Here is a 12,770-nt window from a genome sequence, read left to right as displayed (position 1 = left end):
GGGCTTGCGCCTGCAAGGTTTGCGCCGCCCCTCATCCCGCTGCCGCGACCTTCTCCCCGAAGGAGAGAAGAAGCCAGCGGGATCGCCGTGCACGTTCTGATTGGCCTGTCACATGACTGTCGGGTCACGGGTGTACCGCGGCCGACCCCGCCGATCGGCTGGGACTTTCCGGAGACTGGCATGGCCTATCCCGACCTCGAACGATTCCGCGCCGCTAGCCATGCCGAACCGCCGCCCCACCTCGGGTCCCGCTACGACCACAACGGCCATTTCCAGCCCGAGCACGGCAATACCGTCGTCTGCCATCTCGTCGAGGGATCGCCGTCGGCAGCAGTGGTGATGGCCGCACGGTCGCGGCTGATGGCGTTCGCGCCGCCGGGCAAACTCGCCTTCACGGCGGTCGAGAGCCTTCACATGACGCTGTTCGAGGGCTTGACGGAAACCCGGCGAACGCCCGCCTACTGGCCCAAGGACCAGCCTGTCGATGCCGACATCGCCGAACTGACCGAGGACTACCACCGGCGTCTAGAAGGGTTTGCGGGCTGCGGTGACTTCGACGTCGCGGTCGTCGGCGTGACGCCGAACGGCCTGCAACTGGCGGGAGCCACGGATCGGGACGAGGCAGTGCTGCGTGCTTGGCGAGACGCCCTGACGGTGCCGTTCGGCTATCGCCATCGGCATCACGACGACTACCGTTTCCACATGACCTTCGCCTACATGATCGACTGGTTGCGGGACGACGAACTGTCGGCGTGGCAGCAGATGCTGGACGCCGAACTGGCAAACCTGCAGCGCGACGCCCCGGTGCTCGAACTCCGCCCGCCGGCCTTCTGCCGCTTCGCCGACATGAATCATTTCGAGGAACTGCTGGTCCTGGCGTGAGGGGCAGGGCGGGAAGTCGCATAGGTTTTGGCGCGTCGCCCCCCTCGCAGAGTCGTCATCCTCGGCCAAAGGCCGGGGACCCATGCCTCAACGGCGGCGCTGCCGCCTCGGCGCCGAATTGGCGCTTCAGCGCTGCGGCATGGGTCCCCGCGCTTCCCGCGAGGATGACGACCGTCGGGGTTTGCGCCATTAATCTCGCTTGTCGGTTCGTGATGCCGCGCCTGGCACCGGGGTGCGCGCCGCCAATCCCCATAGATTCGTCATCCTCGGCCAAAGGCCGGGGACCCATGCCTCGACTGTTGCGCTGCCGCTCCGGCGCAGAATTGGCGCTTCACCGCGACGGCATGGGTCCCCGCACTGCGTGCGAGGATGACGACCGTCGGGGTTTGCGCCTTTAATCTCGCTTGTCGGTTCCGCGAGGCAGCGCCTGGCACCGGGGATACGCGCTGCCAATCCCCGCAGATTCGTCATCCTCGGCCGAAGGCCGGGGACCCATGCCTCGACTGTTGCGCTGCCGCTCCGGCACCGAATTGGCGCTTCATCGCGGCGGCATGGGTCCCCGCGCTGCGCGCGAGGATGACGACCGTCGGGGTTTGCATCTCTGCGCAACACGGCCACCGGAGGCTTATGCCAAGTCGCCCCGCTTACAGTGCCTCGATCCGGAACGCAGCCTCGTAGAACGCCTCCTCCAGATTATCGCCGTCCCCGCCGCGGTCGATGACCAGGAAATCGCTGATCACGTCGAGCGAGACCAGCGGGTGGTGCCAGGTGTTGCGGGCGTAGTTCACCCCCTGGCCGCCCTCGGCGACGAAGGCCTGCGGCCGGCCGGGGCGGCCTCCCTCGTCGGGGGCCACGACGATCAGGAAGGGCCGGTCGTGCAGCGGCACGAAGGCCTGGCTGCCGAGCGGATGGCGTTCCATCATCGCGATCTCGACCGGCAGCGAGAACGGCTTGCCGCGGAAGATGTTGATGAGCGGCCGGCCGCCCTCGGTGCCGACGTCGACCTTGGCGAGGTCGTGGAAGCGGGTCGTGGTGCCGCCGTTGATCAGGCGGATCTCCTCGGCATTGTCCGGCTCGATCACCTGCCCGAAAGGCTCGAAGGCCTCGATGGTCAGCGGCAGGACGTCGAGAATGACGGCCGCCATTAGCCGGCCTTCCGGCCGAATAGCCGCAGCCGCGAGATGCCGCCATCGGGGTAGATGTCGACCCTCAAATGCGTCACCGGCACGGCGCCGGATGGCGCCGTGAACTCGGCGACGGCATCGGCGGCAAGCTTCGTCTCCGGCAGGAGGACGGGCCAGCCGGCGCTCACGGCCTCGATCTCCGCGGCAGACGGATCGCCGTCGAGCCGCGCCGCCTTCAGCGAGAACCGGTCGGGGAAATTGCCCTTGAAGTGTTTTGTGTCGCACAGGATCCGCTCGATGGTGCCGGCATGGCCGAGCTTGATGACGCACCAGTCATTGCCCGGCCGGCGGCGGCGCGCCGTCTCCCAGCCGTCGCTCATCACCGGCGCTCTGCCGGGCGCCAGCATGTTGGCGGGGGCGCCGTAGTGGGCGTCGTTCCAGGCGATCGCCGTGCCGCCGTTCTCCTGCGCGGCAAGGTCCAGCACCACGTCCGGCGCGACGAGGCTCCAGTCCTTCTCGATCGTGCCGTAGACGCGCAGCCGCGCGACGCCGCCATCGGGATAGATGTGGAGGCGCAGCCAGGTGAAGGCGCGGTCCGGCGCGGTCTCGACCACGTTGTGGCTGTTGCCGGCGAGCGGGCGCCGGTCGACCAGCACCGTCCAGTCGGCCTCGCCGGGCTCGCCCACCGTGTCGGCCGCCTCCAGCATCGCTTCGGGCGGGAAATTACCGGTGAAGAAGGCGGTGTCGATGTCGACGGCATGGATGCGGCCGCGCTGGCCAAGCTTCACCACGCAGAAGTCGTGGCCGGGCACGCGCTTGCGCCGCGATTCCCAGCCGTCCATCCACTTGCCGTGGTCGTCGAAGCGGTCGGGGTAGAAGACCGGCACTGCGGGCTCGATCAGCCGGCTCTTGTCGGCGAAGAAGTCGTCGGTGGCGTAGGTCACCTCGGTGCCGAGGCGGGGATGGGCGAGGTCGATCGTGCGCCGCAGGAGGTCGGCGGCCTCTGGCGCCTCCGGGGCCGTGATGAAACGCTCGCTCATGCTTGTTCTCCGAAAATGCTGGCTATGCGGATGGCCACGATCGTCTCGACTTCGCGGGCGGCGGTGCCGAGCTCGGTGTCGCGGTCGTTGGCGATCCGCGTTTCGAAGGCGGCGAGGATTTCCGCCGTCGTGCGGCCCCTGACCGCGATGATGAAGGGGAAGCCGAAGCGGGCGACATAGTCCGCGTTCAGCCGTTCGAACCGGGCGCGGTCTCCCAGTGTCAGGCGGTCGAGCCCTGCCGAGGCCTGCTCGCCCGCCGATTCCGCCGTCAGTTCGCCCGCCTGTGCCAGTCTGCCGGCGAGGTCGGGATGCGCCTTGAGCACGGCGAGTTTTTCGTCGGCACTGGAGCGCCGGAAGGCCGCCTGCATCGCCACCGTCAGGCCGGGCGCGCTGTCGTGCGCGGCCGAAAAACCGCGGTCGAAGGCGCGTTCGGCGACGAAGGGCGAGTGCTCGAACACGCCGCCGAAGCGGGCGACGAAGGCCTCGCGGTCCATTGCGCTCGGCCGCAGGCCCGGGGAATAGGGGAAGTGCGTGTGCCAGTGCTCGGCGATCTCGATGCGCTTGGCGACCCAGACGTCCGGCTTGGACTGGATATAATCGAGGAACCGGGCCAGCGCCGCCGCGCGCCCCGGACGGCCGACGAGGCGGCAGTGCAGGCCGATGTTCAGCATTTTCGCCGAACCGGCTTCGCCTTCGGCGTAGAGCACGTCGAACGAGTCTTTCAGGTAGGCGAAGAACTGGTCGCCCGAGTTGAAGCCTTGAGGCGTCGCGAAGCGCATGTCGTTGGTGTCGAGCGTGTAGGGCACCACCAGCAGCGGGCCGGACGGCGTTTCCTTGAAGTAGGGCAGGTCGTCGGCATAGGCGTCGGAGGCATAGCGGAAGCCGCCCTCTTCGGCGACGAGGTCGAGGCTGTGGACCGAGGAGCGGCCGGTATACCAGCCGGTCGGGCGGCTCCCGGTGAGGGCGGTGTGGATCTCGATCGCCTCGGCCATGTCGGCCCGCTCTGCCTCGATGGCATGGTCGCGGTAGTCGATCCATTTCAGCCCGTGCGAGGCGATCTCCCAGTCCGCCTCCAGCATGGCCGCGACGATCTCCGGGCTCCGCTCCAGCGCCGTCGCGACGCCGTAGACCGTCACCGGCATCGCCCGCTCGGTGAACATCCGCCACAGCCGCCAGAAGCCGGCGCGGGCGCCGTATTCGTAGATCGACTCCATGTTCATGTGCCGCTGCCCCGGCCAGGGCGCCGCGCCGACGATCTCCGACAGGAAGGCCTCCGACGCCTTGTCCCCGTGGATCACCGCATTCTCGCCGCCCTCCTCGTAGTTGACCACGAACTGCACGGCGATCTTCGCGCCGTCCGGCCAGTGTGGATCGGGCGGGGTGCGGCCGTAGCCGCGCATGTCACGGGGATAGGAGGGCATGTCGGCTCCGATGATCGTGCAGCCGCGTTGCGGCGGCCTATCCTGCATGGCCCGACCGGCGGGTCGTCGTCAAATGCCGGGTGCGGCGGCTCCCCATGAATTCGTCATCCCGGACTTGATCCGGGATCCATTCCAAATCGCTAAACAAAGTCGGGCACGGTGGACCTTCCGGCGTTCTGATTCGAACAGGGGCTTCCGCGTGAGAGGAATGGATCCCAGCGAAACCGTTGGTTTCGCCGAGCTCAAGGCCGGGATGACGATCTTTCTGAAACGCCTCCGGAGCTTTGCCTTTGACGGGCGCCCTTTCCTCTGGACGGCGCAGAGTCCGCCGTTGCACACTGACCAGACGGTCAAATTCGGAAGGGTCCGCATGGTGCAACAGGGTCGGCTGACGACGCATGTCCTCGATACCAGCCTCGGGCGCCCGGCGGCGGGGCTCGGGGTGACGCTGTTCGGCATTGCCGAGGACGGCCGGCGGACCGAGATCACGGCGCGCCAGACCAATGCCGACGGCCGCTGCGATACGCCGCTGCTGGAAGGCGACATTGCCGGCGAATACGAGATCGTCTTCGCCGCCGGGCCCTATCTCGCCGCCACCATGCCGGCCTCGGGCGCCGCGCCCTTCTACGACGATATCGCCGTGCGCTTCACCATGTCCGAGCCGCGACACTACCACGTGCCGCTGCTGCTCTCGCCTTTCGGCTACTCGACCTACCGGGGCAGCTGACCATGGCCGATCCCATCCGCTTCGTCCTCAACGGACAGCCGCGCCGCATCGACGGCGCCAGGCCGACGACGACCGTCCTTGAGCACCTGCGCCGGACCGAGCGCCTGACCGGCACCAAGGAAGGCTGCGCGGAAGGCGATTGCGGCGCCTGCACCGTCCTGATGGTCGAGCCGGACGGGGCGGGCAGCGTCACCCGCCGGGCGGTCAACGCCTGCATCCAGTTCGTGCCCTCGCTGCAGGGCCGCGCGATCGAGACGGTCGAGCATCTCGGCCGGGACGGACCGCACCCGGTCCAGACCGCAATGGTCGAGACCCATGCGAGCCAATGCGGCTTCTGCACGCCGGGCTTCGTCATGCAGCTTTATGCTGGCTGGCTGAACGGGGTTCTCGCCGACCGGCAGGCGGTCAAGGACACCATCGCCGGCAATCTCTGCCGCTGCACCGGCTATGGCCCGATCATCGACGCCGGTCTGCGCCTTGCCGAAACGCGGCTGCCGGACATGCGCGCCGCAGATGCCGCTCTCGCGTCCGAGTTGGCGGCGCTGAAGACTGGCGACGTCTTCCGCTATGAGGGCGCGGGCGGGCTCTGGTTGTCGCCCGACAATGTCGATGCGCTCGCCGACCTCTATGCCGAGCATCCGGACGCGGTGCTGGTCGCCGGGGCCACCGATGTCGGGCTGTGGGTCACCAAGCAGCACCGCGACTTCCCCGTTCTGATCGATGTCTCGCGCGTCGAGGATCTCCGCCATGTCGAGGAGGCCGGCGGCAGCCTGTTCATCGGCGCCGCCGTCACCCACCGCGACGCCCGCGAGAAGCTCGCCGCGATCCACCCGGCGCTCGGCGAGCTGCTGCGCCGCTTTGCCGGGGCGCAGATCCGCAATGCCGGGACGGTCGGCGGCAACATCGCCAACGGCTCGCCGATCGGCGACCTGCCGCCGGCGCTGATCGCGCTCGGCGCAAGGCTGCATCTGCGCTGCGGCGACGAGATGCGGGGCCTCGCGCTGGAGGACTATTTTCTGGCCTATGGCAAGCAGGACCGTCGGCCCGGTGAATTCGTCGCCGCGGTCGAGGTGCCCGGCATCGCCGCCCGCCAGCGCTTCTTCTGCCACAAGATCTCCAAGCGTTTCGACTCCGACATTTCTGCCGTCCTCGCTGCCTTCCTCCTGACCTTCGACGGTGACGTCGTGGCCGAGGCGCGCCTCGCCTTCGGCGGCATGGCGGGAACGCCGAAGCGCGCCGCGCGGGCGGAAGCCGCGCTGGTCGGCCGGCCCTTCGATGCCGTGGCGGTCGAGGCGGCCGCGGCAGCTTTGGCCGAGGATTTCGCGCCGCTCGACGATGTCAGGGCCTCGGCCGCCTACCGGCTGAGCGTCGCGCAGAACCTCCTGCGCCGTTTCCTCATCGAGAACGACGGCGGCCTTGCCACCCGCGTCCTGGATGTCGCCTGATGGGCGTCGAGCCGGAGACCCGGATCCAGGACCGCGGCGAGGCGGGCGACGTCTCGCCCGCGGTGCTGCAGGAACTGCCGCCGGCGCTTGACGCCGAGATCCGCGGCGGCGTCGCAAAGCCCCTCGCGCATGACAGCGCTGCCCGGCACGTCTCGGGCGCCGCCCGCTACATCGACGACGATCCCGAGCTGCCGGGCATGCTGCAGGTCTATATCGCGATGTCGACCAAGGCGCATGCGCGGCTCGTCTCGATGGACCTCGCCGCCGTCCGCGCGGCGCCGGGCGTCGTGGCGGTGCTGACGGCGGCGGATATTTCCGGCCAGAACGACTACTCGCCGGTGTTCGGCGACGACCCGATCTTCGCCGTCGATACCGTGGAGTATGTCGGCCAGTCACTGTTCGCCGTGGCCGCCGAGACGCTCGGCGCGGCGCGGTCGGCGGCAGTGCTGGCGCGGATCGTCTACGAGGAGCTGCCGGCTGCGATCTCGATCGACGAGGCCGAGCGCCTGGCCGACGCGGCGGGAGAGGATCTCCTGTCGCCGCACGAGATGCGGCTTGGCGACGTCGACGCCGGCATGACCGGCGCGGCACACCGGATCGCCGGGTCGATCGACATCGGCGGGCAGGATCATTTCTACCTCGAGGGCCAGATCGCCGTCGCCATCCCGCAGGAGGACGGTGACATGCTGGTGCGCTCCTCGACCCAGCATCCGTCCGAAGTCCAGCACAATGTCGCCAAGGCCTTGGGCCTCTCGGACCACGCGGTGACGGTCGAGGTGCGGCGCATGGGCGGCGGCTTCGGCGGCAAGGAGAGCCAGCCGGCGCTGTTCGCGGCCGTCGCCGCGCTGGTGGCGGCCAGGACCGGGCGGCCGGCCAAATGCCGGCTCGACCGCGACGACGACATGGAGATGACCGGCAAGCGCCACGAGGCGCGCGTTCGCTACGAATTCGGCGTGTCCGAGGAGGGCGTCATCGCGGCGGCCGACATCCAGCACCTCATCCGCTGCGGCTATTCCAAGGACCTTTCCGGCGCCATCGCCGACCGCGCGATGTTCCACGCCGACAACGCCTATGTCCTGCCGGCGGCGCGCATCCGCTCGCGCCGGCTGAAGACGCACACCGTCTCCAACACCGCCTTCCGCGGTTTCGGCGGGCCGCAGGGCATGCTCGGCACCGAGCGGGCGATGGACCATGTCGCCCACGCGCTCGGCCTCGATCCGCTCGACGTGCGCCTCCGCAATTTCTACCCGCCCGAGGCTGGGGCGAAGACGCCCTACCACATGGCGGTCACCGACTCGGTGATCGGGGAACTCGTCGCCGAGCTCGAGGCATCGTCGGACTACCGCGCGCGCCGCCGCGTGGTCACCGCATTCAACGCGGCGAACCCGATACTGAAGAAGGGCCTGGCGCTGACGCCGGTGAAATTCGGCATCTCCTTCACCACCAGCCATCTCAACCAGGCCGGCGCCCTAGTGCATGTCTACAAGGACGGCTCGGTCGCGCTGAACCATGGCGGCACGGAGATGGGGCAGGGCCTGTTCACCAAGGTGGCGCAGGTCGTGGCCGAGGAGTTCCAGATCGACGTCGACCGGGTGAAGATCACCGGCACCACGACGGCGAAGGTGCCGAACACCTCGGCGACCGCGGCCTCCTCCGGCTCCGACCTCAACGGCATGGCGGCGCAGGCCGCCGCGCGCACCATCAAGGACCGGCTGATCGCCTACGCAGTGGAACGCTACCACGTGCCGACGGAGAGCGTCGTCTTCGCGCCGAACCGGGTGACGATCGGCAACCGCGAGATGCGCTTCTCGGACCTTGTCGCCGAGGCCTATCTCGCCCGCATCTCGCTGTCCTCGACCGGCTTCTACGCGACGCCCGGCATCACCTACGACCGCGAGAGCGCGACCGGCACGCCCTTCTACTACTTCGCCTATGGCGCGGCTTGTTCGGAAGTCGTGATCGACACGCTGACCGGCGAGAACCGGCTGCTGCGCGCCGACATCCTGCACGATGTCGGCCGCTCGCTGAACCCGGCGCTGGATCTCGGCCAGATCGAGGGCGGCTTCATCCAGGGCATGGGCTGGCTGACCACCGAGGAGCTCTGGTGGGACAAAGCCGGGCGCCTGCGCACCCACGCGCCTTCCACCTACAAGATCCCGACCGCCAACGACCGCCCGGACGATCTGCGGATTTCTCTCTGGTCGAAGGGCGAAAACCGCGCCGCCACCATCTACCGCTCCAAAGCCGTCGGCGAGCCACCGCTGATGCTTGGCATCTCGGTTTTCTCGGCGCTGACCGATGCGGTGCTGGCCGCCGGCGGGGGCAAAGTGTTCCCCACCCTCGACGCGCCGGCAACGCCCGAACGCATCCTCGCCGCCGTCGAGATGGTGCGGAGGGCGCAGTGAAGGTCGCGACGGTCGACAATCGGCCGATCTCCCCCCTTGAGGGGGAGATGTCCGGCAGGACAGAGGGGGGCGAGCCCCGCTCAAGCGTCCCGAGCCGGCCCGGCGCAAACCTCGGCACTCCACGGCGCCCCCCTCTGCCTGCCGGCATCTCCCCCTCAAGGGGGGAGATCGACCACACAGCCGCCTGGGTGCCGGCATGACGCCGCTATCCTTTTCCCTGCGCTCCCTCCTCGATGCCGGCACGCCCGCGATCCTCGTCCGCGTTGCGCAAGCGCTGGGCTCGACGCCGCGCGAGGCCGGGGCGGCGATGATCGTGACCGCGGAGAGCTTGTCGGGAACGGTCGGCGGCGGGGCGCTGGAGATGGTCGGGATCGAGCGGGCGCGGGCGATGCTGCTGGATGGCGCGGCCAAGGATCGGCTGGCGATCCCGCTCGGGCCGGCGATCGGCCAGTGCTGCGGCGGGCATGTGACGCTGACGCTGACGCGGCTTGATGCAGGACTGCTCGCGGCCGAGGTCGCCGCGGAAGAAGCGGCCGCAGCGGAGCTGCCCGCGGTGCTGATCTTCGGCGCCGGGCATACCGGCCGTGCGCTGGCGCTGGCCGTTTCGCCGCTGCCGTTCCGGTTGTGCAGCGTCGATACCCGCCGCGAGGCCTTTGCCGACTGGCCGGGCGGCGGCGAAACGCGCGTCACCGCTCTGCCGGAGGCCGAGGTCGCCACGGCGCCCTCGGGCTCGGCCTTCCTCGTCATGACGCACGACCATGCGCTCGACTTCCTGATCGCGGCCGCCGCGCTGCGGCGCGGAGATGCCGCCTATGTCGGCATGATCGGCTCGGCGACGAAGCGCGAGACGTTCCGGCGGTATCTGGCGGAGGCGGGCGAGGGGCATCTGATCGAGGGGCTGACCTTGCCGATCGGCGGCGGGACGGTGCGCGACAAACGCCCGGAAGTGATCGCCGCACTGACCGCCGCCGAGCTGATCGCGGCATTGCTCTCCAAGGCTGAGGAAAAGCTAGGCAGTGGCTTTTCGACAGGCACATCGCAATGCAATAGTGAGCGCATCGAACCGGAGCCGAAGCGCCCCCATCCGAAAGCCCGCAATGCCCGCGCGTCTTGAGCTTTCCCGCATCACCAAGCGCTTCCCGGGCGTCACCGCCAACGAGGACGTGTCGTTTGCCGTCGAGCCCGGCAAGATCCACGCCCTGCTCGGCGAGAACGGGGCCGGCAAGTCGACGCTGGTGAAGATCATCTACGGCGTGCAGAAGGCCGATGAGGGCAAGGTGCTGTGGGACGGCCGGGAGGTCTCGATCGCCAGCCCGCGCGAGGCTCGAAAACTCGGCATCGGCATGGTGTTCCAGCATTTCTCGCTGTTCGAGGCGATGACGGTGCTGGAGAACATCGCGCTTGGCATGGACGACCCGCCGCCGCGCGCCGCGCTCGAGGCGAAGGTGCGCAAGGTGCTGGAGAGCTACGATCTCGCGCTCGACCCGCACCGGTTCGTGCACACGCTGTCGGTCGGCGAGCGCCAGCGGATCGAGATCGTGCGGGCGCTCCTGACCCAGCCGAAACTCCTGATCATGGACGAGCCGACCTCGGTGCTGACGCCGCAGGAGGTGGAAAAGCTGTTCACGATCCTGCGCAAGCTGGCCAGCGAGGGCTGCTCGATCCTCTACATCTCGCACAAGCTCGCCGAGATCAAAGCGCTCTGCGACAGCGCCACCATCCTGCGCTTCGGCAAGGTCGTCGCAATCTGCGATCCCCGTGCGGAAACCGCGCGCTCGATGGCCGAGATGATGATCGGCGGCGCGCTGAAGGATCTGTCGCACAAGGAGGGCGGCACGTTCGGCGCCGATCGCTTCACCGTCGAGGGCCTGTCGGCGCCGGGTGAGCCGCCCTTCGGCACGGCGCTGCACGAAATTTCCTTCCGTGTGCGGGCCGGCGAAATCTTCGGCATCGCCGGGGTCGCCGGCAACGGGCAGAACGAGCTGGTGATGGCGCTGTCGGGCGAAAAGCCGTCCAGCGGCGGGATTTCCATCGACGGCAAGCCGGTCGACAGGCTCGGCGTTGAGGCCCGGCGCAAGGCGGGGCTCGCCTCGGTGCCGGAGGAGCGCAACGGTCACGCCGCGGTTCCGGGCATGAGCCTTTCCGACAACGCCATCCTGTCGGCCCGCGGCCGGAAGAGGCTGTCGATCGGCGGCCTGCTGCGCCAGGGCGCGACGCGGGCCTATGCGGCCAAGGTGATCGAGGCTTTCTCGGTGCGCACCACCGGGCCGCGCTCATTCGCGTCGAGCCTGTCGGGCGGCAATCTGCAGAAATACATCATGGGCCGCGAGATCCTGCAGGAGCCGGCGGTGCTGGTCGTCTCCCAGCCGACCTGGGGCGTCGATGCCGGCGCCGCCGGCTTTATCCGCCAGGCGATGATCGACCTCGTCGCCAAGGGCGCGTCGATCGTGGTGATCAGCCAGGATCTCGACGAGCTGCTGGAACTCTGCGACCGCATCGCCGTCATCAACGGCGGCCGGCTCAGCCGGGCGACGGACGTGAAGGGCGTGTCGATCGAGGAGATTGGCCTCCTGATGGGCGGCGTGCACGGCAGCGACGTACCGCCGCCGCCGCTGTCGGCCGACGTGATCGGAGCCGTCCATGCTGCCTAGGCTGGAGCCGCGCCTTGCCCCGAGCCGCAGCATGGTCGTCGCCGCCCCGGTGATCGCCGTCGCGGCGACGATCCTCCTCGGTACCATCGCTTTCACGCTGCTCGGCTTCGACGGGCTCGGCGCCGTCCAGACGATCTTCGTCTCGCCGCTGCTGTCGGCCTATCGCTGGCAGGACATCCTGGTGAAGGCGGCGCCGCTCGCCATCATTGCGACCGGCCTTTCCATCGGCTTTCGCGCCAATGTCTGGAACATCGGCGCCGAGGGTCAGTATGTGCTCGGCGGTCTTGCCGGCACCGGCGTCGCGCTGGCGACGCACGAGATGACCGGCGGCTGGATCCTGCCGCTGATGATCCTGGCCGGCATACTCGGCGGTATGGCCTGGGCCTCCGTGCCGGCCTTCCTGCGCACGCGGCTCGGCGTCAACGAGATCCTGTCCAGCCTGATGCTGAACTATGTGGCGATCCAATTGCTCTATTATCTGATGCGCGGGCCCTGGAAGGACCCGATGGGCTTCAACTTCCCGCAGACCGTTCTGTTCTCCGCCGACCAGACGCTGCCGATCGTGATTTCCGGCACGCTCGTCCACATCGGCGTGCCGATTGCCGCAGCGCTTGCGCTGACGGCCTGGTTCGTCCTGTCGCGCAGCCTGACCGGCTACCAGATCCGCGTCGTCGGCCTCGCGCCGAACGCTGCCCGCTTCGGCGGATTCCGCGAGAAGCGCACGGTCTGGCTCGCCATGCTCGCGGGCGGCGGCGCGGCCGGCCTTGCCGGCGTGCTGGAGGTTTCAGGACCTTTTGGGCAGATGGTGCCGGCCTTCCCGACCGGCTACGGCTACACCGCGATCATCGTCGCCTTCCTTGGCCGGCTGCACCCCGTCGGCATCCTCGTCGCCGCGCTGGTGCTGGCGTTGACCTATGTCGGCGGCGAGAGCGCGCAGACGACGATCGGACTGCCGGCGGCGGCGACCGGTGTATTCCAGGCGATGATGCTGTTCTTCCTTTTGGCGGCCGACATTCTCGTCCGGTTCCGGCCGGTCTGGGGCAAGCCGGGCACCGCATCGAAGGTGCCGGCATGA

General features: G+C 68.8%; 10 protein-coding genes. 7 read left to right on the top strand and 3 right to left on the bottom strand.

Features of this window, described 5'->3' with window-relative positions; genetic code table 11:
* Positions 1-180 precede the first annotated feature (180 nt).
* Complete coding sequence (locus tag ACZLZQ_RS20695; RefSeq protein WP_472950983.1) at positions 181-882, top strand: DUF1868 domain-containing protein; 702 nt, start codon at positions 181-183, stop codon at positions 880-882.
* 644 nt (positions 883-1,526) lie between these two features.
* Here the strand turns inward: ACZLZQ_RS20695 and ACZLZQ_RS20690 are convergent.
* The 3 genes from ACZLZQ_RS20690 to puuE are packed head-to-tail and all read right to left on the bottom strand — an operon-like array spanning position 1,527 to position 4,467.
* Positions 1,527-2,027: an ureidoglycolate lyase gene (locus ACZLZQ_RS20690; RefSeq protein ID WP_472950982.1), complete on the bottom strand. Its 501-nt coding sequence runs from the start codon at positions 2,025-2,027 to the stop codon at positions 1,527-1,529.
* Positions 2,027-3,046, bottom strand: a complete 1,020-nt coding sequence (alc, locus tag ACZLZQ_RS20685) for an allantoicase (RefSeq protein ID WP_472950981.1) — start codon at positions 3,044-3,046, stop codon at positions 2,027-2,029. Before alc ends, ACZLZQ_RS20690 begins: the two co-directional genes overlap by 1 nt.
* A complete protein-coding gene (gene puuE / locus ACZLZQ_RS20680) occupies positions 3,043-4,467 on the bottom strand; it encodes an allantoinase PuuE (protein ID WP_472950980.1) in 1,425 nt (474 codons plus the stop codon). The genes alc and puuE overlap by 4 nt, the downstream gene beginning before the upstream one ends.
* Before the next feature lie 370 nt (positions 4,468-4,837).
* On the opposite strand from puuE, the gene uraH reads away from it, so the two are divergent.
* From uraH to ACZLZQ_RS20650, 6 genes are all read left to right on the top strand, one after another.
* Positions 4,838-5,194, top strand: a complete 357-nt coding sequence (uraH, locus tag ACZLZQ_RS20675; RefSeq protein WP_472936019.1) for a hydroxyisourate hydrolase — start codon at positions 4,838-4,840, stop codon at positions 5,192-5,194.
* Positions 5,195-5,196: 2 nt separating this feature from the next.
* Entirely contained in the window at positions 5,197-6,639 is a 1,443-nt protein-coding gene (xdhA, locus tag ACZLZQ_RS20670; RefSeq protein ID WP_472950979.1) for a xanthine dehydrogenase small subunit, read from the top strand.
* Positions 6,639-9,044, top strand: a complete 2,406-nt coding sequence (gene xdhB / locus ACZLZQ_RS20665; protein WP_472950978.1) for a xanthine dehydrogenase molybdopterin binding subunit — start codon at positions 6,639-6,641, stop codon at positions 9,042-9,044. The genes xdhA and xdhB overlap by 1 nt, the downstream gene beginning before the upstream one ends.
* A gap of 196 nt (positions 9,045-9,240) precedes the next feature.
* Positions 9,241-10,158, top strand: a complete 918-nt coding sequence (xdhC, locus tag ACZLZQ_RS20660) for a xanthine dehydrogenase accessory protein XdhC (protein ID WP_472950977.1) — start codon at positions 9,241-9,243, stop codon at positions 10,156-10,158.
* Positions 10,142-11,695: an ABC transporter ATP-binding protein gene (locus ACZLZQ_RS20655; RefSeq protein WP_472950976.1), complete on the top strand. Its 1,554-nt coding sequence runs from the start codon at positions 10,142-10,144 to the stop codon at positions 11,693-11,695. The genes xdhC and ACZLZQ_RS20655 overlap by 17 nt, the downstream gene beginning before the upstream one ends.
* Positions 11,685-12,770: an ABC transporter permease gene (locus ACZLZQ_RS20650; RefSeq protein WP_472950975.1), complete on the top strand. Its 1,086-nt coding sequence runs from the start codon at positions 11,685-11,687 to the stop codon at positions 12,768-12,770. Before ACZLZQ_RS20655 ends, ACZLZQ_RS20650 begins: the two co-directional genes overlap by 11 nt.

It is taken from the genome of Mesocryomonas lacus, from assembly GCF_055730105.2.
Note: the sequence above shows the minus strand (reverse complement) of the source record. Positions and strands in the feature narration are given on the sequence as shown.

Bases quoted from the DNA above. Each gene is read 5' to 3' on its own strand.
- ACZLZQ_RS20695 (WP_472950983.1), top strand. From the start codon at position 181: ATGGCCTATCCCGACCTCGAACGATTCCGCGCCGCTAGCCATGCCGAA.
- ACZLZQ_RS20690 (WP_472950982.1), bottom strand. From the start codon at position 2,027: ATGGCGGCCGTCATTCTCGACGTCCTGCCGCTGACCATCGAGGCCTTC.
- alc (WP_472950981.1), bottom strand. From the start codon at position 3,046: ATGAGCGAGCGTTTCATCACGGCCCCGGAGGCGCCAGAGGCCGCCGAC.
- puuE (WP_472950980.1), bottom strand. From the start codon at position 4,467: ATGCCCTCCTATCCCCGTGACATGCGCGGCTACGGCCGCACCCCGCCC.
- uraH (WP_472936019.1), top strand. From the start codon at position 4,838: ATGGTGCAACAGGGTCGGCTGACGACGCATGTCCTCGATACCAGCCTC.
- xdhA (WP_472950979.1), top strand. From the start codon at position 5,197: ATGGCCGATCCCATCCGCTTCGTCCTCAACGGACAGCCGCGCCGCATC.
- xdhB (WP_472950978.1), top strand. From the start codon at position 6,639: ATGGGCGTCGAGCCGGAGACCCGGATCCAGGACCGCGGCGAGGCGGGC.
- xdhC (WP_472950977.1), top strand. From the start codon at position 9,241: ATGACGCCGCTATCCTTTTCCCTGCGCTCCCTCCTCGATGCCGGCACG.
- ACZLZQ_RS20655 (WP_472950976.1), top strand. From the start codon at position 10,142: ATGCCCGCGCGTCTTGAGCTTTCCCGCATCACCAAGCGCTTCCCGGGC.
- ACZLZQ_RS20650 (WP_472950975.1), top strand. From the start codon at position 11,685: ATGCTGCCTAGGCTGGAGCCGCGCCTTGCCCCGAGCCGCAGCATGGTC.